This window comes from Lederbergia galactosidilytica, from assembly GCF_017873565.1.
GTDB classification, from domain to species: domain Bacteria; phylum Bacillota; class Bacilli; order Bacillales; family Bacillaceae_C; genus Lederbergia; species Lederbergia galactosidilytica.
Window position 1 is genome coordinate 21,193 of record NZ_JAGGKH010000002.1, and the last position, 26,150, is coordinate 47,342.

24 protein-coding genes and 2 other annotated features are annotated in these 26,150 nt (G+C 35.8%); of the genes, 23 read left to right on the forward strand and 1 reads right to left on the reverse strand.

All coding sequences use genetic code 11. The features are described 5' to 3' along the window. Positions 1 to 202 precede the first annotated feature (202 nt). From J2Z23_RS02015 to J2Z23_RS02090, 16 genes are all read left to right on the forward strand, one after another. Complete coding sequence (locus tag J2Z23_RS02015) at positions 203 to 808, forward strand: DedA family protein (RefSeq protein ID WP_064467996.1); 606 nt, start codon at positions 203 to 205, stop codon at positions 806 to 808. 15 nt (positions 809 to 823) lie between these two features. Continuing rightward, on the forward strand, positions 824 to 1,111 hold the full coding sequence (locus J2Z23_RS02020; RefSeq protein WP_057989379.1) for a DUF6509 family protein: 288 nt from the start codon (positions 824 to 826) through the stop codon (positions 1,109 to 1,111). Positions 1,112 to 1,780: 669 nt separating this feature from the next. Next, positions 1,781 to 1,996: a binding site (T-box leader), on the forward strand. A gap of 48 nt (positions 1,997 to 2,044) precedes the next feature. After that, a complete protein-coding gene (proB, locus tag J2Z23_RS02025) occupies positions 2,045 to 3,136 on the forward strand; it encodes a glutamate 5-kinase (RefSeq protein ID WP_064467995.1) in 1,092 nt (363 codons plus the stop codon). Between the two features lie 20 nt (positions 3,137 to 3,156). Next, entirely contained in the window at positions 3,157 to 4,404 is a 1,248-nt protein-coding gene (locus tag J2Z23_RS02030; protein ID WP_209973124.1) for a glutamate-5-semialdehyde dehydrogenase, read from the forward strand. A gap of 19 nt (positions 4,405 to 4,423) precedes the next feature. Next, positions 4,424 to 5,494 carry a branched-chain amino acid aminotransferase gene (locus J2Z23_RS02035; RefSeq protein ID WP_209973127.1) on the forward strand — a complete coding sequence of 357 codons (1,071 nt, stop codon included), beginning with the start codon at positions 4,424 to 4,426 and terminating at the stop codon, positions 5,492 to 5,494. A gap of 157 nt (positions 5,495 to 5,651) precedes the next feature. Next, on the forward strand, positions 5,652 to 6,503 hold the full coding sequence (locus J2Z23_RS02040; protein ID WP_238482573.1) for a dimethylarginine dimethylaminohydrolase family protein: 852 nt from the start codon (positions 5,652 to 5,654) through the stop codon (positions 6,501 to 6,503). Between the two features lie 6 nt (positions 6,504 to 6,509). Then, entirely contained in the window at positions 6,510 to 7,019 is a 510-nt protein-coding gene (locus J2Z23_RS02045) for a mismatch-specific DNA-glycosylase (RefSeq protein WP_057988804.1), read from the forward strand. Positions 7,020 to 7,090: 71 nt separating this feature from the next. Beyond that, positions 7,091 to 7,298: a binding site (T-box leader), on the forward strand. Positions 7,299 to 7,516: 218 nt separating this feature from the next. Beyond that, complete coding sequence (gene argS / locus J2Z23_RS02050; protein ID WP_238482574.1) at positions 7,517 to 9,211, forward strand: arginine--tRNA ligase; 1,695 nt, start codon at positions 7,517 to 7,519, stop codon at positions 9,209 to 9,211. Between the two features lie 195 nt (positions 9,212 to 9,406). Beyond that, a complete protein-coding gene (gene murB / locus J2Z23_RS02055) occupies positions 9,407 to 10,318 on the forward strand; it encodes a UDP-N-acetylmuramate dehydrogenase (RefSeq protein WP_057988806.1) in 912 nt (303 codons plus the stop codon). Positions 10,319 to 10,453: 135 nt separating this feature from the next. Further along, entirely contained in the window at positions 10,454 to 10,645 is a 192-nt protein-coding gene (locus J2Z23_RS02060) for a helix-turn-helix transcriptional regulator (protein ID WP_057988808.1), read from the forward strand. Continuing rightward, on the forward strand, positions 10,638 to 11,213 hold the full coding sequence (gene def / locus J2Z23_RS02065; protein WP_057988810.1) for a peptide deformylase: 576 nt from the start codon (positions 10,638 to 10,640) through the stop codon (positions 11,211 to 11,213). The genes J2Z23_RS02060 and def overlap by 8 nt, the downstream gene beginning before the upstream one ends. A 350-nt stretch (positions 11,214 to 11,563) precedes the next feature. After that, complete coding sequence (locus J2Z23_RS02070; RefSeq protein ID WP_057988812.1) at positions 11,564 to 12,466, forward strand: hypothetical protein; 903 nt, start codon at positions 11,564 to 11,566, stop codon at positions 12,464 to 12,466. 28 nt (positions 12,467 to 12,494) lie between these two features. Further along, on the forward strand, positions 12,495 to 13,133 hold the full coding sequence (locus J2Z23_RS02075) for a DUF4129 domain-containing protein (protein WP_057988814.1): 639 nt from the start codon (positions 12,495 to 12,497) through the stop codon (positions 13,131 to 13,133). A 422-nt stretch (positions 13,134 to 13,555) separates the two neighbouring features. After that, a complete protein-coding gene (locus J2Z23_RS02080) occupies positions 13,556 to 14,704 on the forward strand; it encodes a DUF4350 domain-containing protein (protein ID WP_057995710.1) in 1,149 nt (382 codons plus the stop codon). Then, positions 14,701 to 15,630: an AAA family ATPase gene (locus J2Z23_RS02085; RefSeq protein WP_057988818.1), complete on the forward strand. Its 930-nt coding sequence runs from the start codon at positions 14,701 to 14,703 to the stop codon at positions 15,628 to 15,630. The genes J2Z23_RS02080 and J2Z23_RS02085 overlap by 4 nt, the downstream gene beginning before the upstream one ends. Continuing rightward, positions 15,581 to 16,939: a DUF58 domain-containing protein gene (locus J2Z23_RS02090; protein WP_064467992.1), complete on the forward strand. Its 1,359-nt coding sequence runs from the start codon at positions 15,581 to 15,583 to the stop codon at positions 16,937 to 16,939. Before J2Z23_RS02085 ends, J2Z23_RS02090 begins: the two co-directional genes overlap by 50 nt. A 197-nt stretch (positions 16,940 to 17,136) precedes the next feature. Here the strand turns inward: J2Z23_RS02090 and J2Z23_RS02095 are convergent, their stop codons facing one another. Further along, on the reverse strand, positions 17,137 to 18,117 hold the full coding sequence (locus J2Z23_RS02095) for a stage II sporulation protein M (protein ID WP_057988821.1): 981 nt from the start codon (positions 18,115 to 18,117) through the stop codon (positions 17,137 to 17,139). A gap of 124 nt (positions 18,118 to 18,241) precedes the next feature. Between J2Z23_RS02095 and J2Z23_RS02100 the strand changes: the two genes are divergently transcribed. The 7 genes from J2Z23_RS02100 (at position 18,242) to J2Z23_RS02130 (ending at position 26,096) form a co-directional block, all read left to right on the forward strand. After that, positions 18,242 to 19,042: an RDD family protein gene (locus J2Z23_RS02100; RefSeq protein WP_057988823.1), complete on the forward strand. Its 801-nt coding sequence runs from the start codon at positions 18,242 to 18,244 to the stop codon at positions 19,040 to 19,042. A 253-nt stretch (positions 19,043 to 19,295) separates the two neighbouring features. Continuing rightward, positions 19,296 to 20,483, forward strand: coding sequence for an MFS transporter (locus J2Z23_RS02105; protein WP_209973131.1), 1,188 nt, complete (start codon positions 19,296 to 19,298; stop codon positions 20,481 to 20,483). 258 nt (positions 20,484 to 20,741) lie between these two features. After that, the gene (locus tag J2Z23_RS02110; RefSeq protein ID WP_057988827.1) at positions 20,742 to 21,422 is read left to right on the forward strand and encodes a PspA/IM30 family protein; all 681 of its coding nucleotides are present in this window, start codon (positions 20,742 to 20,744) and stop codon (positions 21,420 to 21,422) included. A gap of 285 nt (positions 21,423 to 21,707) precedes the next feature. Beyond that, on the forward strand, positions 21,708 to 22,736 hold the full coding sequence (locus J2Z23_RS02115) for a TFIIB-type zinc ribbon-containing protein (RefSeq protein ID WP_057988829.1): 1,029 nt from the start codon (positions 21,708 to 21,710) through the stop codon (positions 22,734 to 22,736). Next, entirely contained in the window at positions 22,733 to 23,530 is a 798-nt protein-coding gene (locus J2Z23_RS02120; protein ID WP_238456122.1) for a TPM domain-containing protein, read from the forward strand. Before J2Z23_RS02115 ends, J2Z23_RS02120 begins: the two co-directional genes overlap by 4 nt. Positions 23,531 to 23,613: 83 nt before the next feature. Continuing rightward, positions 23,614 to 24,591 (forward strand): SPFH domain-containing protein, encoded by a 978-nt coding sequence (locus tag J2Z23_RS02125; protein ID WP_057988840.1) that lies wholly within the window; start codon positions 23,614 to 23,616, stop codon positions 24,589 to 24,591. A gap of 338 nt (positions 24,592 to 24,929) precedes the next feature. Beyond that, the gene (locus J2Z23_RS02130; protein ID WP_057988842.1) at positions 24,930 to 26,096 is read left to right on the forward strand and encodes a TraB/GumN family protein; all 1,167 of its coding nucleotides are present in this window, start codon (positions 24,930 to 24,932) and stop codon (positions 26,094 to 26,096) included. Positions 26,097 to 26,150: the final 54 nt, after the last annotated feature.

The window sequence follows — 26,150 nt, forward strand, 5'->3', positions numbered from 1 at the left end:
TTAGGACCAGGTATAAATACACTGGGAAATAATTTGGTTTTCTGAAATTTTTCCGGCAGTTCTTTGTTAAAAAATCTAGATAAAAAAGAGTGTATATTTATACATTCCAATATAAAGCTTGAAATTTTCGGTTAATAAGTGATAATTACCAAAAAATGCTTGTATGATTAAATAGACAAGTTTTTTATTTGGGAGTGGGCAAATGGATACTTGGATTATTGAGATTATGGAAAAATTTGGTTACGTTGGAATTCTCTTTTTAATTACAATAGAAAATGTTTTTCCACCGATTCCCTCTGAAGTGATCTTAACTTTTGGCGGCTTTATGACAACATCCTCTGACTTAACTATTATGGGGGTTGTATGGTTTGCTACATTAGGGTCAGTTATTGGAGCTGTGATTTTATATGGGGTCGGCTTTTTAGTGAATCCTAGCCGAATTGAAAAAACGGTTGATCGTTGGGGATATCTTTTGCGTTTAAAGAAAGAAGATATTCAAAGAGCAGAGATTTGGTTTCAAAAACATGGTAGTAAGACGGTATTTTTTTGTCGGTTTATCCCCTTAATTCGTAGTTTAATTTCTATTCCAGCCGGAATGGCACGGATGCCATTTATTCCATTCTTTTTATTAACAGCTTTGGGGACTTTAATTTGGAATATGGTTTTAGTAAGTATAGGAGCAGCTGTCGGAGAATCATGGACAAAAATTGTTGAAATAATGGACGTTTACTCCTATATCGTTTATATTGGATTAGCTATATTATTAATAATCGTGATTGGCATTTTTTTAAAGAAAAAACGGATATGAAGGAGGGATAAATTCATGAACATAACTGAATATACAATAGAAGAATTACACGATCCTACCGGAATTCTTGAAGGTCATCGATATGAGTTTTTTTTAGAAATCGAAGTACCAGAAGGTGATGAATTATTTTCTGAGGATGGTTTGTTATTAAGGGTGATTTTCGCCGAAGCAAATGGAGAAAAAAACATCCTTCATTATGAATTTATTGAAAGAAATACAAACAATATTTTAGACTTCGCTCTTGAAGAAGACGAGGAAGAACTTGTACTTGATTTCTGTATTCAACATTATCAAGAAGCATAGAAAGATAATGAGCTTGGAAAAGGCGGCTCAATAGAACTGTCTTTTCCCCATAGACTCCATCACTAGCGTAGCCCCATTAAATTCCCAATTAAAATCTTTCCCTGTAAGCTGTTGCCTTTTTCACATCAAATTTCTCTGATTATTTACACTGACACAAAAACCTTTTGATCAACTAAAGAACGGCTATTCATTCATAAGAGATTAAATGCAGGCGCCCAAATATATATTCCTCTGTGGTAAATCAAAATATGGATTCCTTCTAGAAAATTGTAAGTTTTTTCACACAAGCCTTTTTAAAGTCATTTCTATCACTCCATACAATAAAAATCGCCCCCCCTCCTAAGCGGTAGGCATATATAATTGATTTAGTTGAATTGACTACTTATCTAGTTTTTCTATATGAATACTCGCTTTTGTTGGATTTATATATTGATGAGAAATAGGATTACAGGAATAAGACGATCTCCTTTATATGAGAATAATCGAATGTTTATGATGTGTCGCAAGATAGTCTTCAGACATTTAACGAGCATGAAAAACATTTCCCTTTTTGTTAAGAAACACCCTGTATAAATACTCTTATTCATCTAACAATTACTGAACTTAAAAGGAATGTTCCGTTTTCACCTCTTGACAATTTTGATTGTTTTCGTCATAATATTAGAAAATCATTGAACGTAGAAAAGGATTAGTATGTGGGCTTTGATGTGAAAGAGAGCGAAATTTAAAAGCTGGAAAATTTTGCCACAATCAATCTACAGAACCTACCTTTGAGTCTCATGCAAAACATGAGCGCACACCCTAGCGTTATAGGAAAAGTGGGATGCAATCATGACATCCAATTATGGTGGTACCGCGGAAGCTAAAAGCTCTTTCGTCCTTATTCTTAAGGATGAGTGAGCTTTTTTTATATTATTTATATAGGTGATTAAAATGAAAAGGCAACGTATTGTGGTCAAAATTGGAAGTAGTTCTTTAACAAATGATAAGGGAGAAATTGATCATTTAAAGTTTTCAGATCATATTCATGCCATCGCTAAATTAAGAGAAGCAAAGCATGAGGTGATCCTTGTTTCTTCTGGGGCTGTCGCTGCTGGCTTTGCTTGTCTGGGCTATCCGAGTCGCCCGGTTACTTTAAAAGGTAAGCAAGCTGCTGCCGCTGTTGGACAAAGTCGCTTAATTCAATTATATATTGAAAAGTTTAAAGAATTTGATATTATTCCTGCGCAAGTCTTATTAACAAGATCAGATTTTACCGATCGGGAAAGATATCGCAACGCTTTCGCAACGCTGACTGAACTACTAGAGAGAGGTATTATCCCCATTATTAATGAAAATGACACAGTTTCAGTTGAGGAATTAACCTTTGGAGATAACGATATGTTATCTGCTCTTGTCAGTGGTTTTCTTCATGTCGATCAATTAATAATCCTGACAGATATTAATGGAATCTATACAGCCAATCCTCGTACATATCCAGACGCCAAGAGATTGGATTATTTAGAGCAAATTCCGGATGAGCTAATGGAATCCGCTGATGATATAGGGTCAAAAGTGGGAACTGGTGGTATGCGTTCCAAGCTTCTAGCAGCTAAAACAGCTCATTCTTTAGGCGTCCCTGTTTTCATCGGGCAAGGAAAAGGACCAGATAAATTGATTACTATTTTACAAGGCGAGGGGGATGGAACATATATTTCAAATTCCTCTATTACTCCGATTAATACCAATCGCCAGTGGATTGCCCTCCATTCGGCATTATCAGGCCGAATTTATGTCGATCAAGGTGCAGAAGAAGCAATCCTCCATAACGGTAAAAGCTTGTTACCTGCTGGGGTGTTTAAGGTGCAAGGTACTTTCCAGAAGGGAGATGTAGTGGAAGTTTTCGGCAATCATGGTTTATTAGGAAAAGGTGAAGTAAGTTACTCCTCTGATGACTTAAAAAGAACCATTGAAAAACGGCAATCTGACAAGGAAATGAAACCAACTATAGAAGTGATCCATCGTGACCGCTGGGTACAAATTTAAATAGGAAGGGGTACAGACTAATGAGTGAAGTACATGTGAAAGGTTTGGCAGCGAAGCAAGCAAGCTACGCTTTAGTTAATGTGACAACAGAGGAAAAAAATCAGGCACTAAAGTTAATTGCAGATCATTTATTAGCAGCACAGCAAGAGTTACTTACAGCGAATGAAAAAGATTTGCAAAATGGCAAGGAAAGTGGTATTTCGCCTGCCATTTTGGATCGAATTATGCTAAATGAAGAACGTATCCAAGCAATGGCACAGGCTATTGAACTCTTAATAAAATTAAAAGATCCGATTGGGGAAACAATCGAAAAAATCGAAAAAGAAAATGGACTACGTATCTATAAAAAACGCGTACCTATTGGAGTAATCGGCATGATCTATGAGGCTAGACCAAATGTCACGATTGATGCGGCAACTTTAGCTTTAAAAACTGGAAATGCAGTTGTTCTAAGGGGAAGTTCCTCAGCAAAGCACTCTAATATGGCACTTGTAAAAGTGATTCATCAAGCTTTAAAAAATAGTCGCTTACCCGAAGATTCAGTTCAATTACTAGAAGATACAAGCCGTGAAACAGCGAAAGAGTTATTCCGCTTAAATGAGTATTTAGATGTGCTGATTCCAAGAGGCGGTAAACAGTTAATTGAAACGGTTATCCGTGAATCAACAGTTCCAGTAATTGAGACTGGTGCAGGCAATTGTCATGTTTATATTGATGAATCCGCTGAATGGGAGATGGCAAAAAACATCGCCTTGAATGCAAAAACTCAACGTCCTTCTGTGTGTAATACAATCGAAACATTATTAATCCATGAAAAATGGTTTGAAGAATACGGAATAGAACTCATTCAATTATTCCAAGATAAAAACGTGGAAATTTACGGTGATGAAATCGTTAGAGGGAAGTGCCCTAATGTGCTTATTGCAACAGAAGAGGATTGGGCAACCGAATATTTAGGTTTGACTATTAGTATTAAAGTTGTCTCCAATGTTGAGGAAGCTATTCACCATATCAATTATTATGGAACCCAACATTCGGAATCCATCATAACACACAATGATCAACATGCCGCATTATTTTTAAATAGTGTCGATGCAGCAGCTGTCTATCATAATGCTTCTACTCGATTTACAGATGGATTCGAGTTTGGCTATGGTGCAGAAATAGGGATTAGCACACAAAAATTGCATGCTCGTGGTCCGATGGGATTAGAAGCACTTACCTCAAGTAAATTCTTTATTTACGGTGAAGGGCAAATACGAAATTAATCGAGAGGGAGAACGCCATATGCAAGAAATTAAAGTACAACTAACCGACAATCAAAAAGAAAAGCCGACAGATGAACAACTACCTTTTGGCCGTTATTTTACTGATCATATGTTTGTAATGGATTATTCACAAGAAAAGGGTTGGTATGATGCTAGAATTATTCCGTACCAACCGATTGTTTTAGACCCTGCGGCTATTGTCTTTCATTATGGCCAAACTATTTTTGAAGGATTAAAAGCATATGTAACGACAAACCAGGATGTATTACTTTTTAGGCCCGAAGAAAATATGAAACGTATGAATCGTTCCAATCACCGGCTATGCATACCGGAAATTGATGAGAATTTAGCTTTAGAGGCATTAAAAAAGTTAATTTCCATTGACCGTGATTGGATTCCTACACAAGAAGGAACATCACTCTATATTCGACCATTCGTTTTCGCAACTGAGCCCTATTTAGGTGTAGCACCATCGACAACTTACCAATTTGTGATCATTTTATCTCCGGTGGGTGCTTATTATAAAGAAGGAATGAATCCAGTTAAAATTGCGGTAGAAAGTGAATATGTTCGTGCTGTCAAGGGTGGCACAGGGGATGCTAAAACAGCAGGAAACTACGCAAGTGCTTTGAAAGCACAGGAAGTAGCCGAAAAAGAAGGCTATTCACAAGTACTATGGCTAGATGGAAAAGAACATAAATATATTGAGGAAGTTGGCAGTATGAATGTGTTCTTTAAAATTGATGGAGAAATTATCACCCCAGCAATAAATGGAAGTATTTTACAAGGAATTACAAGAAAATCCGTCATAGAATTATTAAAGTATTGGGAAATACCGGTGATAGAAAGAAAGATTTCTATGGAGGAGGTTTACCAAGCTTATAAAGAAGGTAAACTAGAAGAAGCCTTTGGTACTGGTACAGCAGCAGTGATATCACCTATTGGAGAGCTCTTCTGGAATGATTATAAGATCACCATTCATAATGGAGCTACTGGAGAATTATCCAAAAAGCTTTATGATACTTTAACAGGTATCCAAACTGGAAAAGAGGAAGATCCATTAAACTGGGTGATGAAAGTGGAAGGATAATAAAGCTGAAAAAAGTAACTAGTCAACAGGCTGATTAGTTACTTTTTTTGCGTTGTAAGCAACGCTGAAGTATGTATGCTAATTATCATTATTTTAGTTACCAACTATTTTTAAATTTTGTCTACATCCAATTATTAGTTTATTAAGGAGAAAAATGATGACATTTGAAGACGAGCATAAGAATGTATTTTGCAATAATGAATATGGAGTTTTAAAAAAGGTTATTTTATGTGAACCAAAGTATATGGCTATTCGCGAAATTATTAACGAAACCCAAAAATATTATAATGAACAAGAAATTAATCATCAGCTTGCTGTCAAGCAACATAGTCAATTTATAGACGCATTGCGTCAATGCGGTGTAGAAGTTTTATTAATACCCGCACAAAAAACATATCCTGAACAAGTTTTTACACGGGACATTGGTTTTACGATTGGCGACCAAGTTTGCGTTTCGAGGATGGCTAGAAGGGTGCGTCAAGGCGAAGAAATAGAATTAAAAAACAGATTATCTCATCATCAAATGCCTTACTTGGATATAAGAGAAGGAATGATTGAAGGTGGGGATGTAATGATTGCTGGTACGACAGTTTATGTCGGTGTTAGTAGTCGCACGAATATGCAAGCGATTGATTATTTAGAAGAGGCTCTGCCCGAATATCATATTGTTCCTATTCCGTTTCAAGATAAGTACTTACATCTTGATTGTGTCTTTAATATTTTATCCGAGGGAGAAGCTTTATTTTTTCCACAGGCATTTGAAGAAGATACAATTGTAATGTTAAATGAAAAATTTAAACTTATTGAAGTATCGGAAAAAGAGCAATTTACACTCGGAACAAACGTACTATCGATTGGAAACAAACAAGTATTTAGTTTACCTGTTAACCAAAAGGTCAATCAACGTTTAAGAAATGAAGGGTATTCCGTTATGGAGATAGATTTATCTGAAATTATAAAATCGGGAGGCTCTTTTCGGTGCTGCACCTTACCTATTTTAAGGAGGTAAAATCAAGTGACACTAAAACCTGTTCCAGATCATTTAAAAAAAGGCTTAAAATTACTTTTTGTTGGGTTTAACCCTAGTATTCGTTCAAGTGAAACCGGTCATCATTATGCGAATCCCACAAATAAATTTTGGAAGATTTTATTTGAAGCCGAGCTTACAGAACGAAGATATCTTCCTAGCGAAGGTGATGCCATTTTTGAAAAAGGGTTTGGATTTACAAATATTGTTCCAAGACCAACGAGAAATGCTGCAGAAATTACTAAGGAAGAATATCGGCAAGGGAAAAAGGTACTAGAAGAAAAAATTCGTTTTTATCGACCAAAAATAGTGTGTTTTGTAGGTAAAGGGGTTTATCTACAATTTTCTGGTAAGAAAAAGGCTGATTGGGGGCGCCAGCCAGAACAAACGGTTCCCGGTGTTATTGATTTTGTAGCTCCATCAACAAGTGGTCTCGTTCGAATGAGTCTTGAGGAAATGAAAGAAATATATAGCCAATTAACGAATCTACTTGATTGATCTAACTATAGAAATTCTAATAAAAAGTTGCTTTTTAAAAATGAATCCATTATAATAACGAAAATTAACTGATAAATCCTTTGATGAAGAGAGTAGTGATCATCACAGCTTAAGCGAGTTAGGGTTGGTGTGAGCCTAGCAGTCTGTTTGTTCATGAAACGCACTTCTAAGGAGCTGCCTGAAAGCAGTAGGGCTTATTGCCGGATGATTCCGTTATAAAACCCAAGCAGGTTCAATATGAACAAAAAGAGTGGTACCGCGATTCATCTCGTCTCTTATTTTAGAGGCGGGTTTTTTTATGCCATAAAGATAATCTGTTTGGTGGTGTATTAGAGCATCAAGTGCTAGATCTAAGAAGATCATTGGCAGTAAGTTTACGCGGAAACGCGGTGTTTATAACTTGCACCATAGATTGCTAGTCAACCGGCAATCTATGTGAATATGAGATCAGATCGGTGGTCGGTTTTATTCTTTTAAAACAAAGGAGTGAAAGGTAATTGAAACAATTTATTAAAGACTATGCAACGAAAATTACTGAACAAATTGATAATACTTTATCGGTTGAAGAAATAGAAAAACAAATAGAAATTCCAAAGTATACGAGTCAAGGTGATTTAGCCTTTCCGTGCTTTGTCCTTGCTAAAAAGTGGCAGAAATCTCCGCAAGAAATTGCAACAGATTTATCTGAAAAATTAACAGATCCTTTATTTTGCAAATTTGTCGCTGTAGGTCCGTATATAAATGCCTTCCTACATAAAGAAACAATTGTAAAGGATGTGTTAGCTCAAGTTCTTAAAAACGGAGAAAATTATGGTTCATGGAACTTCGGTAACGGAAAAAATGTGGTAGTGGATTTTTCCTCACCTAATATCGCCAAGCCTTTCTCAATGGGACACCTACGATCAACAGTAATCGGTAATTCATTAGCACATATTGCCGAAAAATGTGGCTATAAAGTAATCCGTATTAATCATCTTGGTGATTGGGGAACACAGTTTGGTAAATTAATTGTAGCTTATAAACTATGGGGAAATGTGCAACAGGTAAAACAAAATCCAATTACGGAATTATTAGCCTTATATGTCAAATTTCATACTGAAGCTGAAAAAAATACCGAATTGGAAAAAGAAGCTAGATTGTGGTTTAAGAAATTAGAAGATGGAGATGAGGAAGCTTATCACTTATGGTTATGGTTTCGTGAAGAATCTCTCCATGAATTCACTAAAATTTATGATTTATTAAATGTTCATTTTGATTCTTATCATGGAGAAGCCTTTTATAATGAACAAATGAACGAAACGATAAAAACGTTGAACGCACAAAAGTTACTCGAATACTCAGACGGTGCACAAGTGGTGAATCTAGAAGAGTTTAATTTACCCCCTTGCTTAATTCAGAAATCAGATGGCGCTACCTTGTATGCCACAAGAGATTTAACCGCTGCTATTTATCGTTACAATCAATATCAATTTGACAAGGCATATTATGTAGTTGGTCAAGAACAAAGTCTCCATTTTCAACAAATCATTCATGTCTTAGAAAAAATGGAGTATCCCTGGGCTAATAATATCTCACATATCCCATTTGGATTTATTCTAAAAGATGGGAAAAAAATGTCCACAAGAAAAGGGAAAGTTGTGTTATTAGAGCAAGTAATAGAAGAAGCTGTTATGCTTGCTAAACAGAATATTCAAGAAAAAAATCCGAACTTACTGGAGAAAGAAGAAGTAGCTAAAATGGTTGGTGTTGGAGCCATTATTTTTCATGATTTAAAACACGAAAAGCAAAATAATGTTGAGTTTTCGCTTGAGGATATGTTAAAGTTCGAAGGGAATACTGGGCCATATGTTCAATATACACACGCAAGAGCCTGTTCGATCTTAAGGAAAGCAGGACAAGTGAACTTCGCAAAAGACTTAACAGGGAAAATCGAAGAAGAGAGCTGGATGATCATCAAACAACTTATCTTGTTTCCTTCTATCATCGAAAAAAGCTTTGAGCGTAATGAACCATCTGAAGTCTCGAAATATTTAATCCAACTTGCTCAAGATTTCAATAAATATTATGCTCATATTAAAATCTTGCATAATGATCATTACCTTGTCACTCGATTGGCGCTTGTCAAATCGGTAACGATTGTGTTAGAAGAGGGACTCAGACTATTGGGTATGCAGGCACCTGAACATATGTAAAAGCATGCTTCAAAAGTACTTTTGAACGAAATATAGATGACTGAATATGTTAATTATGGATCGCCTATCCAGGCTCAATATTTTATACTGCATTCATTTCGCTATTTTTAGTATAATGAATCATGAACCGTTGCGAGCGGGATCCATTTTTAGTAAGAGTAAATTAATTTTCGCAAATAATATATAAGAGGCAGAATAACTATGAAAGACATAATGAAAGAATTACAAAAAAAATTACCGTTTGTTGAGTTTTTACATGCGGAACCTTTATCAAGACATACCTTTATTAAAACCGGGGGTAATAGTGATATTTTTGCTATCCCTAGTGAAATTGAGGAATTACAAGTGATTGTCCAATATGCCAATCAACATGCTATCCCTTTAACGATTTTGGGAAAAGGCACAAATGTAATTATAAAAGATTCAGGAATTCGTGGAATAGTGATAAGTTTAGAGAAGTTTAATCAAATAACTGTAACAAATGAAGAGATTTATTGCGGAAGTGGCGCCAGTATTATTGATGTGTCAAAAGCAGCTCTAAGATCGCAATTATCTGGTCTTGAATTTGCTTGCGGTATTCCAGGTACAGTTGGTGGAGCATTGATTATGAATGCTGGTGCGTATGGTGGAGAAATCTCAGAAGTGTTGTACGAGTCAACAGTAATTACTTCTACAGGTGAAGTCTTGACATTAGGACAAGAGCAGTTTGATTTTGCTTATAGAAATAGTGTGTTTGCAAAGAAAAAATATATCATCGTCGACGCTAAATTTAAATTAGCCAAAGGGAATCCAACAGCTATTAAAGCAAAAATGGATGAAAATACATTTTTACGCGAATCTAAACAACCATTAGAATACCCTTCTTGTGGAAGTGTTTTTAAACGACCACCTAATCATTATGCAGGTAAATTAATTCAAGACAGTGGTTTACAAGGAACTAGAATTGGTGGTGCTGAAGTATCTACGAAACATGCAGGCTTTATTGTGAATGTCGATCATGCAACATCATCAGATTACATCCAGCTTATAAAACATGTACAAAAAACAGTGAAAGATAAATTTGGAGTAGATTTAGAAACAGAAGTGAAAATTATCGGTGATGAGTAAACTGCAAATAATAGAATCAGACAAGGTAAAACATACACTTGTCTGATTTTTTTATGCTAATGTCCAAAGATATTGACATCTTGCTGGAGCTTGTTACAATAAAAATGTCTAATCTCTTTGACGTAGGTGATCCTTTTGAAAAATAAAATTAAAGCAATAAGAAAGAAATTAGGGATGACACAAGAACAACTAGCGAAGGAGTGTGGCGTCGTTAGACAAACAATAAATTGTATCGAAAATGACAAATATGACCCCACATTGGAACTCGCTTTCAAATTATCAAAAACATTAAAAGTAAAGGTAGATGAATTGTTTATTTATGAGTAAATTTAAAGCAGATTATATAATTACAATGAATGATATTGTCAGGGAAGGTAACGAGACTTTACATCATCCCACACATGAAGTAATGATTCCTCCTTCTGAAGAAGATAAAGCAACACTTATATGTATGATGAATTTTTTAAAAAATAGCCAAGATCCATATTTAGCTAAGAAATATAAATTACGAGCAGGAGTAGGCTTGTCAGCGAATCAGATTGGTTTAAATAAACGGATGTTTGTTGCCTATATATCTGATACAAAAGGCCAGGAACATGAATATATCTTCATAAATCCAAAAATAATCAGTCATTCTATGTCGATGATTTATTTACCGCCTAGCGAAGGATGTCTCTCTGTTGATCGGGAAATAAACGGATTTGTTCCGAGATATGAACGGATTAAGGTGCGAGGATTTAATTTAATGGGGGAAGAACAAGTATTAAAGTTTAGCGGATATGCCGCTATTGTTATGCAACATGAAATAGACCACTTAAATGGAATTATGTTTTATGATCGTATTAATAAAGAAAACCCTTTTAAATTACCGGAAAACTGCAAAAGTTTGTATTAAATCACCTCGATCATTGTTATGTTTAAGTTTAAAAGATGGGATTATGAAAACTACTTATATAAGATTGTTGGTCAGAGGATATTCTAACCACAATCTTTTTTTCTATGAGAAACATTAGTGAAGATGAATAACCTTAAATAAAAAAATGTATTTTAGTCGATAAGCATTTGCTAACTTCGCTGTTTTTTTAATGAATTTAAATGAAGTTAGACCTAGAGGACTGCAAATTTATGGCAACCAGTAAAAGCTTAAACAGGAACTTTATCCTAAAATTAGAAACGATTACCTCCTTATGAGTGTTTAATGATAAAATAATCCTTATGATATTTTATATGGTGGGAGGATATTCATTGGATACTAAATTTAACAGTCCAAAGGGATTTGGAAGAATTTTAGATCATTCTTTTAGTTTAGGCAAAAGTAATTTTGCGCAATTTTTCACAGTCTTCTTAATCTTTATGGGTCCTATTTTTTTGTTGCAAGCTTTTATTAAGCTTATATCAGGTGCAGCCTTTTTTAAAGGATCAGGTGAAGGGGAGTTTTGGTTCGAGCAAACCATAATGAGTTATGAAGATACCCCGGCCAATGTCTTGGCTGACCTTGGTATTGGTCTTGTAAGTTTCATTAGTGTATTTTTATATCCACTTGCATTTGGAGCAATTATGCTAATGATCAACCATATCCGTAAAAACGAAACATACACTTTAGGGCAAGTATTGAAGGAAGTTTTTCCTCGATACGGCTATTTATTAGCTAGTAGCTTTTTGTTTGGATTAATTTCATTTGGTTCGTTCTTTGTTCCAATCTTTTTCATCAGCATCGTTGGTATTGTCGGGGGGCTTATCCACCCTGTAGTTGGAGTTATTCTAGCTATTCTATTGATACTCGGAATGTTTGTTGGAGTAGGGTATTTATTAACAAGATGGAGTTTTTATTTTGGTCCCGTTATTCTTGGGGAAGAAACTCTAGGTTTCTCCAAATCTTGGAAAATGACAAAAAGCCGCGTATGGGCATTATTGGGGTTATATATTGTTTTTTTCCTGATTATTTCTAGTATTGTTTATTCAGTTGAGATTTCATTAATGCTATTATTAGGAAATAGTGTGGTGGTTACTTTAATTACCGGGGTTGTAAGCCTATTTACTAGCATGATTTTTGCTGTTGGATATTCAGTTATGTATTTTGATTTAAAATTACGATTTGAAGCAGAAGATTTAAAAAGTTTGATTAGTGAATATAATGTTCGTCCATAACGGACCTGAATAGGTTAGGTGATGGCATATGTTAGAACCAGATAAAGCGAGACAAGATCTAGAAAAAATATTGGATAGTAAGGAATATCAAGTATATAACATCGAAAAAGAAAATACATTGCAAATTTGGTGGTCAAAGGCGAAACAATGGTTAATGGACCAACTTGAGAATTTGTTTCCCTCTGCGGGTATGGTGGAAACATCAGCAAGCATATTACTTATAATTTTTATTGCTTTAGTCGTTCTACTAGTAACAGTTATTGTAATATTGATCATCCGTTATAGTGTACGAAAAACAAAATTTCGAAATAAACGACCATTACAGAAGTTATCCGAGATGGAATGGTCTTATCAAACTCATATCACCGAAGTAAAAAAACTAGAAGAAATAGGTGATTACGAGAAGGCTACCCGTCATTTATTTTTAGCTCTGCTTTTATATTTTAATCAATGTGGTTGGTTAAAAGCAAAAATGTGGAAAACCAATTGGGAATATTATGCTGAATTGAAAAAGACTCAACCTACATGGGCACAAAAGTTTTACAATTTAGCTCATTTTTTCGATAAAGTTACATACGGGGAACATCAAATTGAAAAAACAGAATATGAGGATTATAAGAAAGATATTATAGTGGGATTAGAAGCGCGTGTTCAAAAAGAAGGATAGAAGGAATCAGGTCGGCTAAGGGGGCAGACATCCAAGTACATCGAAATCGAGGTAGCACAGGCTTTGAGCAGCAGGCTTGCCTACGATGTGGCGAAGATCATTCTCCGGATTCATAAGGACAAGGAATGCTTCCACAAATCTGCAACACATGAAGGCAAAGGGGTTTTCTTTCCCGAAGAGCGTAGAAGCAAGCCAACGGCTTATGCGTGTTGTCTGATTTCGGCGTTCGACGCAGGATATGTCTATCCTTAGTCGGAGATCAATTATCTTGCAGTGTCGTTTTTACCGGAAGCCAATGTTATGTTGCTCAAAACAGCATGGTGACAAGACGGCGTGCATATAACTGTTCATCCATTTGATCCTTACTTTTTGACATAAAACATAACGTTTTAGAAGAATAAGAGAAAGGGGGAAAATACGAATTGCAGTCACAATCCAGTCATAAACGAATATGGGTATGGATGATTATTTTACTTATTATTTTTATCATCCTAAGCTATCTCTTTTATACACCTAATCAAAGGGAATATCCAGATTTCGTTTCCCAGTCACCTTCTCCAACTGGAGTGAAGGCATTTTATACATATTTAGAACAAGAGTTTGATTCAGTCAAGAGATTCCATTATTCTGCAGACCAATTACCAATGACAGATCAAAATCAGTTACTCATTATTATTGAACCATTTATTATGCCAGACAGTAATGAAATGGAAGAATATCAAGCTTATATGGAAGCAGGAAATACTATTTTGCTCATTTCAGAGACCCCCGACGATTTCTTTGGACTAACAACTGAGTCCACTGACCCTGCAAGTGTGAACAAGAAGGGGGAAGTTGAGACAATAATCGATCAACAGGATAGGGAATACCAGGCAACCGTAACTAATCCACTACGATTCGTAACCAATCAGGATGATCAAATTCTCCTCCACGATCAAGAAGGAGCACTAAGTATAAAGCGTTCCTTTGGTAGTGGGCAGTTGTATGTGATGAACTCTCCAAAATGGCTATCAAATCAAGAAATACTAGATGGTGACCATATTCCTATTATCATTTCGTTATTAAATGAGATTTCACCAAATGATGTATTATTTGATGAGTTTTTGCATGGAAACCAATCTCCTATTTCGACTATGCATACCTATCCTAAATGGTTTATTTTAATCATGATTCAGGCGACATTTTTATCAATATTATGGCTATGGAATACTGGCAAAAGATTTGGTCCTATTTTCATTCCAAGAGAAGAATCTGTTCGTTTTAGTGATGAAAGGTTAAAAGCATTATCTTCTTGGTATTTAAAAGGCAAACTGTATCATGACAGTTTGCAGACACAGGCGGAATATGTCAAAGCATTAATGCAGGAACGTTGGGGAATAGCTTCTACAAAAGGTTGGTCTGACATTTTAGAAGAACTGTTACGTCGAGATTTAAGTATACCTGATTCAGAGCTTTCAACGCTTATAACACGGTTAACAAACATATTATCCAAAAAGAATATAAGTAAACAAGAATATGTATATTGGTCGAAAAATATTGATCGTTTAAGGAAAGAGGTGGAGGAAGGATGAAACCAGAATTAGCATCCTTATTAGAAAAATATGAAGAAAAAATATTAGGGCAAACAACGAACTTACGATTATTACTATCCGCCATTCTTACAGATGGCCATGTGCTTTTGGAAGGTGTTCCAGGAACAGGTAAAACAAAAACAGTTCGCACATTAGCAGAACTGTTAAATGGCCGCTTTAATCGAATTCAATTTACACCCGATTTACTGCCAAGTGATATCACAGGAAGCAGCATTTACAATATGCAAGAAGGGAAATTTGAGACAATCCGTGGTCCTATTTTTACCAATATTCTTCTTGCAGATGAGATCAATCGAACACCCGCCAAAACCCAGGCAGCTTTATTAGAGGCTATGGAGGAAAAGCAGGTAACGATTCAAGGGGAAACATATTCCTTGCCAGAAGTCTTTTTCGTTGTGGCGACACAGAATCCAATTGAATTTGAAGGAACCTATCCATTACCTGAAGCCCAACAAGATCGCTTCTTATTTAAACTCTATATTGAGTTTCCTTCCTTTGAGGAAGAAAAAGCAGTCCTTCAACAAATGATAGAATCTACACAATTAAAAACAGCGGTAGAAGCTGTAATGCAATTAGATTCCTTTTTGGAGATTAGAAAGGAAATTGAACAAGTTACATTGGGAGACGGTGTGCTCGATTATATTATGAAAATCGTCCGTAAAACGAGGGAGGTCGAATCTATTCGTTTTGGAGCAAGTACGAGAGCAGCTATATCCATCGGAAAAGCAAGCAAAGCTTGGGCTTATTTGGAGGGTAGAGATTATGTTACTCCCGATGATGTGAAAATGGTAGCGAAACCTGCTTTACGCCATCGAGTACAGTTATCTCCACAGATAGAATTGGAGGGAGCGTCCATTGATCAAGTCATCCAAGAGCTGGTGGGGTCGGTTCCTGTTCCAAGATAAAGGAATTTTACCATCGAAACGATTACTTCTTGTTTATGGAATATTAAGTGTAGTTTTATTATTATTTAGTTTTTGGGGGATTTCTTGGCGTTTTGTTATAGGAATTAATGTATTTGTTTTGTTGTTAAGCTTTATAGATCTCTTTTTAACTCCTAAGCGGAAGCAAATTCACTTTCAACGTAATATCGCAGAGGAATTGGAAAGAGATTTATCATACGAGATGTTGATTGAAATAAAAAACAGCTCGAATTATGCTTTTACATACTCCTTTGTTGATGGATTACCCTTATCCTTTCAACGCCCGTTCCCTGTTCAAGGAAAGGTCGAAAGGGAAAGTGTTAGCCAGATTACATACGAAACAAAAGCAAGTGTAAGAGGAAATTATCAGCTAAAACATCTATATATGCGTTATCGAAGCAGCTGGGGATTATGGGAAAAACAAATGCTTGTCGATTTAGAAAAGCCTTTAAAAGTCATCCCCGATTTAACGGAGACAAAAACATTTCTAGAAGATGCCCAAAAGTTTTTATTATACGATGGGGAAAAAATTAGAAGGTACCAAAGTGGGATGGGGGACTTTTCCCAGATCAGAAATTATGTTGTCGGCGATGATCCACGGAAAATCAATTGGCGACAGACAGCTAAGCTAAACGAGTTGATGACAAATGAATATGAACCAGAACATGGGAAATATATTACGATTTTAATCGATTGTGGCCGGATTATGGGAGCTGAACTGGAAACAGGGAATAAGCTTGAAAAAACATTGGAGGCTTCAATTACTGTAGCAGCCGCTGCCTTAAAAAAAGGGGACTATGTTTCTGTTCTAGCCTTTTCAAAGGATGTAAAAAAATACATTCCACCCGCAAAAGGTATGGAACACTTGCAAACGATCCTGCATGCTATTTACGATTTGCAAGTCGATGCTTTTGAATCTAACTACGGAACCGTGTTTTCTTTCTTAGATACGATGCAGAAGAAACGAAGTCTTATTCTGTTATTTAGCGATATACGTACGTTTTTACATGAGGAATCGGCTTTAATGTATTTAAAACGACTTCGGCGACGCCATTTATTTTTCATGATCGGAATTAAAGATCCGCAATTAGAAGAAAAGGCGAAAATGCAGCCAACCTATGCAGATATAGCGATGGAAAAAAGTATTGCCCAACAAGAAATTCTCTTTATTCAAAAGGAGAAAAATAAATGGGAAAGTCAAGGACTCCAATTGATGGAGGCCCAAGGAGAATATCTCGCCACAGCAGCTGTTTCCCACTATATCGATATTATGAATCGACATCTTTTATAGTACAATTGGAAAATATAAATTTCGAATTTGTTAGATCTAGCTCAAAACGTCTACCTCCGAGAAGCTCACAGGACGTGGGTGCATCGGAGGTAGACGTAACTAATTCGGTTGAATAACAGGAGGAGAAGACTTTAGACGTTGTTCCCCTGATAACCTGAGCCATTCAAAGGTGTAGAATATATGATTGTCTGAGCTACTCAAGATGCCTGAGCTTTTCTAATATCGCGGCGATTTAATAATTGTTTCCCGATTAAAACATATAGGATTAAGCCAATAATCGTTAGAAAAGCTACAAAATACTTTGCTTCTAATGAAATTGCAGCTGGGGTGATAAATCCTTCTATCACACCGGCAATAATGAACAGGGGAATAGTACCGATGATCAATTGTATAGAGCGAATGGATTGTCTTTTTAATTGAAAACCCCTGGAATAATGCCCTGGTACAAAAAGTTTATAACCCATTAATAAACCAGCTCCACCTGCAATGAAAATAGCAGTTAATTCGATCATACCATGTGGAACAATATAAGCCCAAAAATCATAGGTTTTTCCATGGGCCCAGAAAAGACCCGCAAGTGCGCCGACAATAATACCGTTATAAACCATTACATATACTGTCAGTAGACCAAATGTGATGCCACCTGCAAAAGCTAAAAAAGCGACTTGAATATTATTTGTCATTATGGCGGCTGACATGGTTGGTGAATCAACCATTCCATCGCTGCTTCCCAGTTGGTTAGGATCAACAGATTGCGCAATATCATTCGGCAAAATCGTGTACATATGAAGTGGGTCAGCGATTACTGAGAAAAAGCTACCTAACATTCCTAATACGAATAAACCCATTGCTACTACTATCGCTTTCCATTGTTCTATTAATAAACCAATAAAAGTGATCGTAAAAAAGTGACGGAACTGTCCCATGCTTGTTGTTTGGTCTCTATATAAGACATTATGAGCTCTAGAGACTAGTTCGTTAAGATAGCCTGTTAATTGTTCATTAGGAAAATTAGTTTGGCTATAAGAGAGATTTTGTGAAGCTTTTTGATACAACTGGTAAAAATCCTTCATTGATTTGGCTGTTACATTACTTTTACTTTTGCCAATTTTATTCGTTAATTGTTCAAGTTCTTTCCAGTTCTCGCGATATGCTTGGGTAAATTGTTTAATATTCATTATTGCACCTACCTATTTAAGTGTGTGTTCAAATGTAAGTAAATCCAATCAATGGTTACTATTATAATAATAATTGATCTAAATAGAAACATTTTCATAAAAATAAGACTTTGGGGGGATACAATTGGATAAAGAAAAAGTAGGAGTGAAAACTCCAGAATATATTTCCCTGCAATTTCAGCTTGCAGGATTAGGATCTAGAACGGTCGCTTTCATTATAGATAATATTATTATATCGATTGCTATGGTGATCATTATGCTTGTGGGCTTTCTGTTAGTATATGCCATTTCAGAGATACCCTTTATGTCTGACGCAATATCATATTTATTTGTTTTCATGATCATCGGCTTGTTTCTTCTCAACTACGGTTATTTTGTCGTTCTTGAATTCTTTTGGGGTGGCAAAACAATCGGAAAGAAAATCATGGGAATCAGGGTTATTCAGGAAAATGGCCAAAGTATTACCTTCTTATCTAGTTTTATTCGTAATCTATTACTTATCATCGATTCATTACCGTACTATTTGGTAGGACTCTTAATGGTTTTCTTCCATCCAAAAAAGAAAAGATTAGGGGATTTATTAGCTGGAACGATTGTTGTTTATGATGAAAACAGTCAATCTAAAAAGAAACAATCATTAATTGAAAAAGAAATTCATGAAAGAGGGCTAACCAAAGAAAGTCTGTCTTTAGATACTTGGAATTTAAAATCAATGGATATGAAAGATTGGAATTTAATTCGTACTTATGCAAACCGTTTTAAACAATTAGATGTGAAAGATCGTTTAGAATTAACAGATCAAGTAGCAGAAATTATTTTTCCAAAACTAGGGTTGGAGTGGGAAAATAAGGATAAACAAGAATTAGAAAACATGCTATTAGTCGTTTATCTACATTTAAAAGAAGAATGGGAATATGAAGGATAACGATATGAAAGAGAAAGGATGTCTCAGATTCTAGAAGACATTCTTTTCTTTTTATAAACACAGGCATAATGAGCCTAGACATAAATTAGGAGATTATGCTACATTGTATAAGTTGTTTCGTGAAGCTAAGTATTTGCTTGATAAGATTTATTAACATGTTTTAATCGTTTTCTCTTAAAGTAATTACTTTGTTATGTTAGAATGTGAGCTATTCTTATAATACATTTATGTTAAGGTTAGGAGCGAAATTAAAATGGATTCACAAGGGAAATTGCTAGAGGGCAATGTAAAAGAAAAAATTTGGACGAGAGACTTTGTTTTAATTTGCTTTGCTAACTTTTTCGTTTTTCTTGGCTTTCAGATGACACTACCCACTCTGCCGATTTTTGTTAAAGAGCTAGGGGGCAGTGACCAAATGATCGGAATTATTGTCGGGATATTTACTTTTTCCGCATTACTGTTCCGACCATATGCTGGACATTCTTTGGAGTCTAAGGGACGCCGTTTTGTTTATATGCTTGGATTATGTATTTTTGTTCTATCTGTTGGATCCTACGCTTTTATTGCTAGCATCGCCTTTTTGCTTATAATGCGAATTATCCAAGGAGTGGGTTGGGGATTCTCAACAACTGCAAGTGGAACAATTGCCACAGATTTGATTCCGCCAACACGTAGAGGGGAAGGAATGGGGTACTTTGGCTTATCAGGTAATCTAGCCCTTGCTTTTGGTCCTTCACTTGGTTTAACTCTTGTTGGAAAAATCTCGTTTACTTCTTTATTCTTAATATGTGGAGCAATGGGATTAGCAGCCCTACTATTATCTACACAAATTAGATATAAGAAGGTAGAGGAATCACCTAACAAAGCAGCAGTGCCTAAGTTTGACATTTTTGAAAAGTCAGCGATTAAACCATCGTTATTGTTGTTTTTTATTACTGTTACATTTGGTGGGATTGCTTCCTTTTTGCCACTATATGCGGCCGAGAAAGATATCGCAGGTATTGAACTATATTTTCTTGTTTACGCAATATTTCTGATGCTATCCCGTACATTTGCCGGGAAAATTTACGATAAAAAAGGCCATCTCTATGTTTTCCTCCCTGGAACAATTCTAGTCTTTATCGCAATGATTCTTTTGTCTTGGCTTCCGAATATTACGATTATGTTAATCGCGGCGGGTTTATATGGATTAGGTTTTGGTAGTGTTCAGCCAGCCTTACAAGCTTGGGCAGTTGATGCATCTCCAAATAATCGTAAAGGAATGGCCAATGCCACTTTTTTTTCTTTCTTCGATTTAGGCGTTGGATTAGGAGCTATGACATTTGGTCAATTGGCTTTTCTATATGGGTATAATGTTATTTACATTACTTCTGCTGGCTCAGTTATGTTATCCGTACTGTTATATATTTATCTTTTAATGAAAACAAAAAAATCCATATAAAAACACACTTCATCTGAATGTAAATTTTATTCAGGTGAAGTGTGTTTTTCTTTCCCTAAAGATTGCCAAGCAACTAAAAATTATGTAATTAGCAAGTACGACAGCTAGAATGACTAATCAAAAATTATGACTTGATTCATGATTGGACGTAATCTCTAAGGAAATGTTACAATTTAATTGTTTATTTTTATAAAAAAGTGAAACTTTTTAAGAGGGAAGGCAGTATATATACTATACAAAAAAACAGGAGGTTCCATTATGAGTATCTTATCTAGATTTAAAGATATAATGGCAAGTAATATTAACGCACTTTTAGACAAGGCAGAAAACCCTGAAAAAATGATTGATCAATACATGAGGAATCTAAAAAGCGATTTAGGAAAAGTGAAGGCTGAGACGGCATCTGTAATGGCTGAAGAACAAAGATCAAAACGTGCCTTAGATGAATGTGTAAAAGAAATTGATAAAATGCAAGCATACGCTGTTAAAGCTTTAGAAGCTGATAATGAAGCAGATGCAAGAAAATTCTTAGAGAAAAAGGCGACTTTAACATCACAACAAGCGGAACTACAATCTGCTTATAGTTTAGCATCCTCTAATGCACTTCGAATGAGAGAAATGCATGATAAACTTGTCTCAGATATTGGCGAGTTAGAAGCACGTCGCACGATGATCAAAGGAAAAATGGCTGTCGCTAAAACGCAAGAAAGATTAAATAAAATTGGTTCATCCATTACAGGAGCGAATGATTCTGTTTCTGCTTTTGGTAGAATGGAAGAAAAGGTGAATAAAGCTTTGGATGAAGCGAATGCGATGGCTGAACTCAATGCAAATCCAAAAGATGGTATTGATGATCTAATGACAAAATATGATACTGATAATGGTGTAGATGACGAGCTAGCTGCCTTGAAAGCACAAATGAAAAACAAGGAAGATTAATCTTAAAAGCTGTAGCTTAAGCTACAGCTTTCCTAATGAATAAGGAAAGTAAACTTAGAGACTGCACAAACTGAGGAATAAGGTTGAAAGATTAGGCTCCCATGTCCTGTGGAGACAGTGATCTTACCTACCTACTATCCTCTTGATAAAGTAAATATGCTCAATCCAAGGGGAAAATAGATTGGACTTATGCTAGGCACCACCGTTAGTTTGCTAGTCGCCAGGCGCTAAAGCTAGTTCTAATATTAGCCATTTTTTAATAGAGATTCAAGTGAGGTGAACATGATGGTGATTCAATATAAATGCCCCAATTGTGGCGGTGATATGGTTTTTGATAGCGAATCAGGAACTCTCTCCTGTCCCAGTTGTGGCAGAAAAGATAATATAGAAGATTTTTCCGATGAACATATTTTAACAACTTTCTCGGAAGATGAGGCGAAAGAATATCACTGTGAAAACTGTGGGGCTGTCATTCTTACAGATGCAGACACAACTGCAACCACCTGTAGTTTCTGTGGAGCTGGTGTTGTGCTAGCCGATCGATTATCAGGTGTATTAGCCCCAAATATGGTGATCCCATTTAAAATTAGTAAGGAAGAAGCTATGGATGCATTTCGAACTTGGTGTAAAAATGGACGCTTAACACCAAAAGGCTTCATGACTGCGGATCGTGTAAAAGCTATTACTGGGATGTATGTCCCTTTTTGGTTATATGATTTAAATAGTAGGGTCCATGTAGAGGCAACTGGAACGAGAGTAAGAGAATATACACGAGGCGATTATATTTATACAGAAACAAAATATTATGACGTAATGCGGGATATTAATCTTGATTATTTAAGGGTACCTACTGATGCTTCCGAAAAAATGAAAGATGATATAATGGATAAATTAGAACCATTTCATTATGAAGATTTAAAGGAATTTAAAACTCCTTATCTCGCAGGTTATATTGCAGAAAAATATAATTATAATGATGTTGAATTACTTCCTAGAGTAAAAGACAGAATAAAAGGATTTATTGATTCCTATATTTCCTCTACAATGGGTGGGTATTCTTCAGTAAGTTATCGAACAAAAGACATTCATACAAAAAAGAAACAAAGTGCATATGTACTTTTTCCAATTTGGATGGTTTATTATGATTATGATAAATCTGAACACACTTTTGCTATGAATGGGCAAACAGGAAAAATTGTTGGAAAGCCACCTCTTAGCTATGGCAAGATAGCGGGTTGGTTCAGTGGGATTGCTGGCGGAAGCTTTATCACCCTGAAACTAATTGCTTTGTTGTTAGGAGGCGGACTTTGGTGAAAAGATCGAGTATTATTGCAACACTTTTTATGCTTTTTACATTTTGTATCATACTTCCTCTTTTTATTAGTCCGGTTATGGCATCTTCTCCAACAAAGCAAAGAATCTATGACTATGCAGAGTTGCTCACAGATGAAGAAACGGAAAAGCTAGAATCACTTGCAGAAGAATATAGTGTAAAACGCGAAACAGACTTCATTATTTTAACGACCAATGATACAAAAGGAAAAGATATTATTCCATATATGCAAGATTTTTATGATGAACAAGGTCTAGGGTTTGATAAGGAACATGGAAACACAGCTATTTTAACAATTGATATGGAACATCGTGACATCTACTTAGCCGGTTTTTACAAAGCGAAGGAATTATTAAATGATGAACGCCTTGATTCACTGCGAAATAAAATTACACCAGATATGACCAATGGTAATTATTATGAAGCTTTTCAAACATTCATTGTAAGTGGTAGTAAATATATGGGGATTCGATTCGGCCTTAATCCAGATAATCTTATCTTTCAGCTCTGGTTTCAAGCAGCAGTTGCCATTGGGTTAGGAACAGCAATAGTTGGTGCTATGGCTTATAATTCAGGGGGAAGAGTAACAATTAATAGTAAAACCTATGAAGATGCGAATACTTCTCGTGTTATAAATAGAAGGGACCAATATATTCGCACAACCACAACAAAGCGAAGAAAACCTCAAAGTAATAGTGGTGGTGGTTCAAGTGGTGGTGGCGGCGGAAGGACGAGTGGCGGCCATTCACATAGCGGAAGCAGGGGAAGTTTTTAAGGTTTTGTAACACTAAACCTTCCCACTATACTCGTACAGGTTGAAAAGAAGGCTACTGATCAATGATATAGAGGAGGATGCATATGAGTTTTTTTAGAAACCAATTTGCTAATGTAATTGAATGGGAAGAATTCCGTGATGATATGATTTTTTGGAAATGGAGTAATCAGGAAATTAAAAAAGGTAGTCGCTTGATTATTCGCCCCGGGCAAGATGCTGTCTTTTTTAATAACGGAAGATTGGAAGGAATTTTTGAAGAAGAAGGCGATTATAATATTGAATCACAAATTATCCCGTTTCTTTCAACATTAAAAGGTTTTAAATTTGGTTTTAATAGTGGATTGCGAGTAGAAGTATTGTTTGTTAACACGAAGGAATTCACTGTCAAATGGGGAACAAAAAATGCAATTAATATTCCGACTCCCCAACTACCTGGTGGTTTACCCGTTCGCGCGAATGGAACCTTTCACTTCAAAGTAAATGATTATATAGCACTCATGGATAAAATTGCCGGGGTCAAAGATCGCTATTTAGTGGAAGATGTTAAAATTCGAATTACAGCTATCCTTGATCAGCTTTTGATGAAGTGGATTACACGCGAAGGCAAGGATATGTTTAATCTCCAAGCGAATGCTTTTGAAATTGCCAAGGGGATTCAAGAAGACTTGGATATGCAAATTATTGATAGTGGGATGACTATCACTGGCTTTAATATTATGAGCTTCAACTATCCTAAAGAAATTCAAGATATGATTACGAAAACCGCCTCTCACGGTATGATTGGTGATATGAGTCGTTACCAGCAGGTTTCGATGACAGATGGAATATCTTCTGGGAAAGTAAAAGGAGGAGGCACTGCTTCTGACATGGCTGGAATGATGATGGGCATGGGTATGGCAAAAGAAATGATGAAAAATATGGATCCAAAAAAAGAACAATCAGCCCCTTCTCAATCAAGCCCTGAGGCCAAAGACGGAACAATCCCTAATTTCTGTCCAAATTGTGGAACAAAAACGAGTGGTGGTAATTTTTGTTCAAACTGTGGTCATAAATTAGTGTAATAAAAAAATGAAACGAATCAGGCTTAGCTCTGATTCGTTCTTTTTTCTATTTAGGAATGGGTTGGAGCTTCATTTACACCGCCTTCTGTATAAGGAACATTCCTTCATACTATTTTATGGTTGAGCTGTAAGATCCCTCTCATGATGGCTTTGGAGAGACGCTAACTTTTTATTCTGTCATTTTAAGTCTCTAAATGATAAAATTACGAAAAGAGAAAAGAAAAGTCTACATATAACCGTTATATAAGATTAATATTGTTGAAAATTTTACATCTAGTGAAACTGGTTTATGATAGTATTATATATGTGATCGAGTCCTAGTTTAAAGGGGTATGAGAATGACGGAAGAAAATATAACAAGAATTCAATTAAATGACAAAGAATACATATTGATTGGGACGGCTCATGTTTCCAAGAGTAGTGCTGAACTTGTAAAAGAAGTGATCGATCGAGAAAAACCAGATGCTGTTTGTATTGAGCTTGATGAAGGACGATACAAATCGATAACAGATGGAAATAAATGGAAAGATATGGATATTTTCCAAGTCATTAAAGACAAAAAAGCATCTTTACTTTTAATGAACTTAGCAATATCTTCCTTTCAAAGGAGAATGGCCAAACAATTCGATATTCATCCAGGGCAAGAAATGATCCAAGGAATCGAATCGGCGAAAGAAACAGGGGCACAACTCGTATTAGCGGATCGCAATATCCAAATTACTTTTTCACGTATTTGGGGAAATGTAGGTTTAAAAGGAAAAGCACTCCTTCTATCCCAAGTGATTGCCAGTATTTTTAGTCGAGAAACGATAACAGAAGAAGAGCTTGAAAAAATGAAATCTCAAGATATGATTGATTCCATGCTTCAAGAATTTACTCAAGCCTTCCCAAAATTAAAAACGCCACTGATCGATGAAAGGGATCAATATTTGGCGCAAAAGATTAAAGATGCACCAGGCGATAAAATTGTGGCTGTACTTGGCGCTGCCCATGTCCCTGGAATTACTAATGAAATAGAAAAAGAACATGATTTGGAGAAGTTGACACAACTACCTCCTAAATCTAAAGCTCCTAAAATTATTGGCTGGTCCATTCCAGTCTTGATTTTGGCAGTGATTCTATATACCTTTATCGCAAACCCATCAGCTGGTTTACAGCAAACCATTAGCTGGTTTTTGTGGAATGGATCATTATCAGCGATTGGGACTGCAATTGCTTTTGGTCATCCACTAGCGATTATTACAGCTTTTATCGCAGCTCCTATCACCTCTTTAACTCCACTACTTGCCGCAGGCTGGTTTGCTGGAATTGTCCAAGCTTATATTCGCCGCCCAAGTGTAAGAGATTTTGAAACGCTTGCAGAGGATGTGTTCCATGTAAAAGGGTTTTGGAATAATAAAGTTACACGGGTTTTATTAGTCGTTATCCTAGCAAATCTCGGTAGTTCAATCGGAACCTTTATCGGTGGAGCAGATGTTATTCGTTTATTCTTTAAGCATATATAGGATTTACAAAAACTGGTCTAGGAGTACTTCTGGGCCTTTTTCATTTTTAAAAAA

Bases quoted from the DNA above. Each gene is read 5' to 3' on its own strand.
- J2Z23_RS02015 (WP_064467996.1), top strand. From the start codon at position 203: ATGGATACTTGGATTATTGAGATTATGGAAAAATTTGGTTACGTTGGA.
- J2Z23_RS02020 (WP_057989379.1), top strand. From the start codon at position 824: ATGAACATAACTGAATATACAATAGAAGAATTACACGATCCTACCGGA.
- proB (WP_064467995.1), top strand. From the start codon at position 2,045: ATGAAAAGGCAACGTATTGTGGTCAAAATTGGAAGTAGTTCTTTAACA.
- J2Z23_RS02030 (WP_209973124.1), top strand. From the start codon at position 3,157: ATGAGTGAAGTACATGTGAAAGGTTTGGCAGCGAAGCAAGCAAGCTAC.
- J2Z23_RS02035 (WP_209973127.1), top strand. From the start codon at position 4,424: ATGCAAGAAATTAAAGTACAACTAACCGACAATCAAAAAGAAAAGCCG.
- J2Z23_RS02040 (WP_238482573.1), top strand. From the start codon at position 5,652: ATGACATTTGAAGACGAGCATAAGAATGTATTTTGCAATAATGAATAT.
- def (WP_057988810.1), top strand. From the start codon at position 10,638: ATGAGTAAATTTAAAGCAGATTATATAATTACAATGAATGATATTGTC.
- J2Z23_RS02075 (WP_057988814.1), top strand. From the start codon at position 12,495: ATGTTAGAACCAGATAAAGCGAGACAAGATCTAGAAAAAATATTGGAT.
- J2Z23_RS02085 (WP_057988818.1), top strand. From the start codon at position 14,701: ATGAAACCAGAATTAGCATCCTTATTAGAAAAATATGAAGAAAAAATA.
- J2Z23_RS02095 (WP_057988821.1), bottom strand. From the start codon at position 18,117: ATGAATATTAAACAATTTACCCAAGCATATCGCGAGAACTGGAAAGAA.
- J2Z23_RS02105 (WP_209973131.1), top strand. From the start codon at position 19,296: ATGGATTCACAAGGGAAATTGCTAGAGGGCAATGTAAAAGAAAAAATT.
- J2Z23_RS02110 (WP_057988827.1), top strand. From the start codon at position 20,742: ATGAGTATCTTATCTAGATTTAAAGATATAATGGCAAGTAATATTAAC.
- J2Z23_RS02115 (WP_057988829.1), top strand. From the start codon at position 21,708: ATGGTGATTCAATATAAATGCCCCAATTGTGGCGGTGATATGGTTTTT.
- J2Z23_RS02125 (WP_057988840.1), top strand. From the start codon at position 23,614: ATGAGTTTTTTTAGAAACCAATTTGCTAATGTAATTGAATGGGAAGAA.
- J2Z23_RS02130 (WP_057988842.1), top strand. From the start codon at position 24,930: ATGACGGAAGAAAATATAACAAGAATTCAATTAAATGACAAAGAATAC.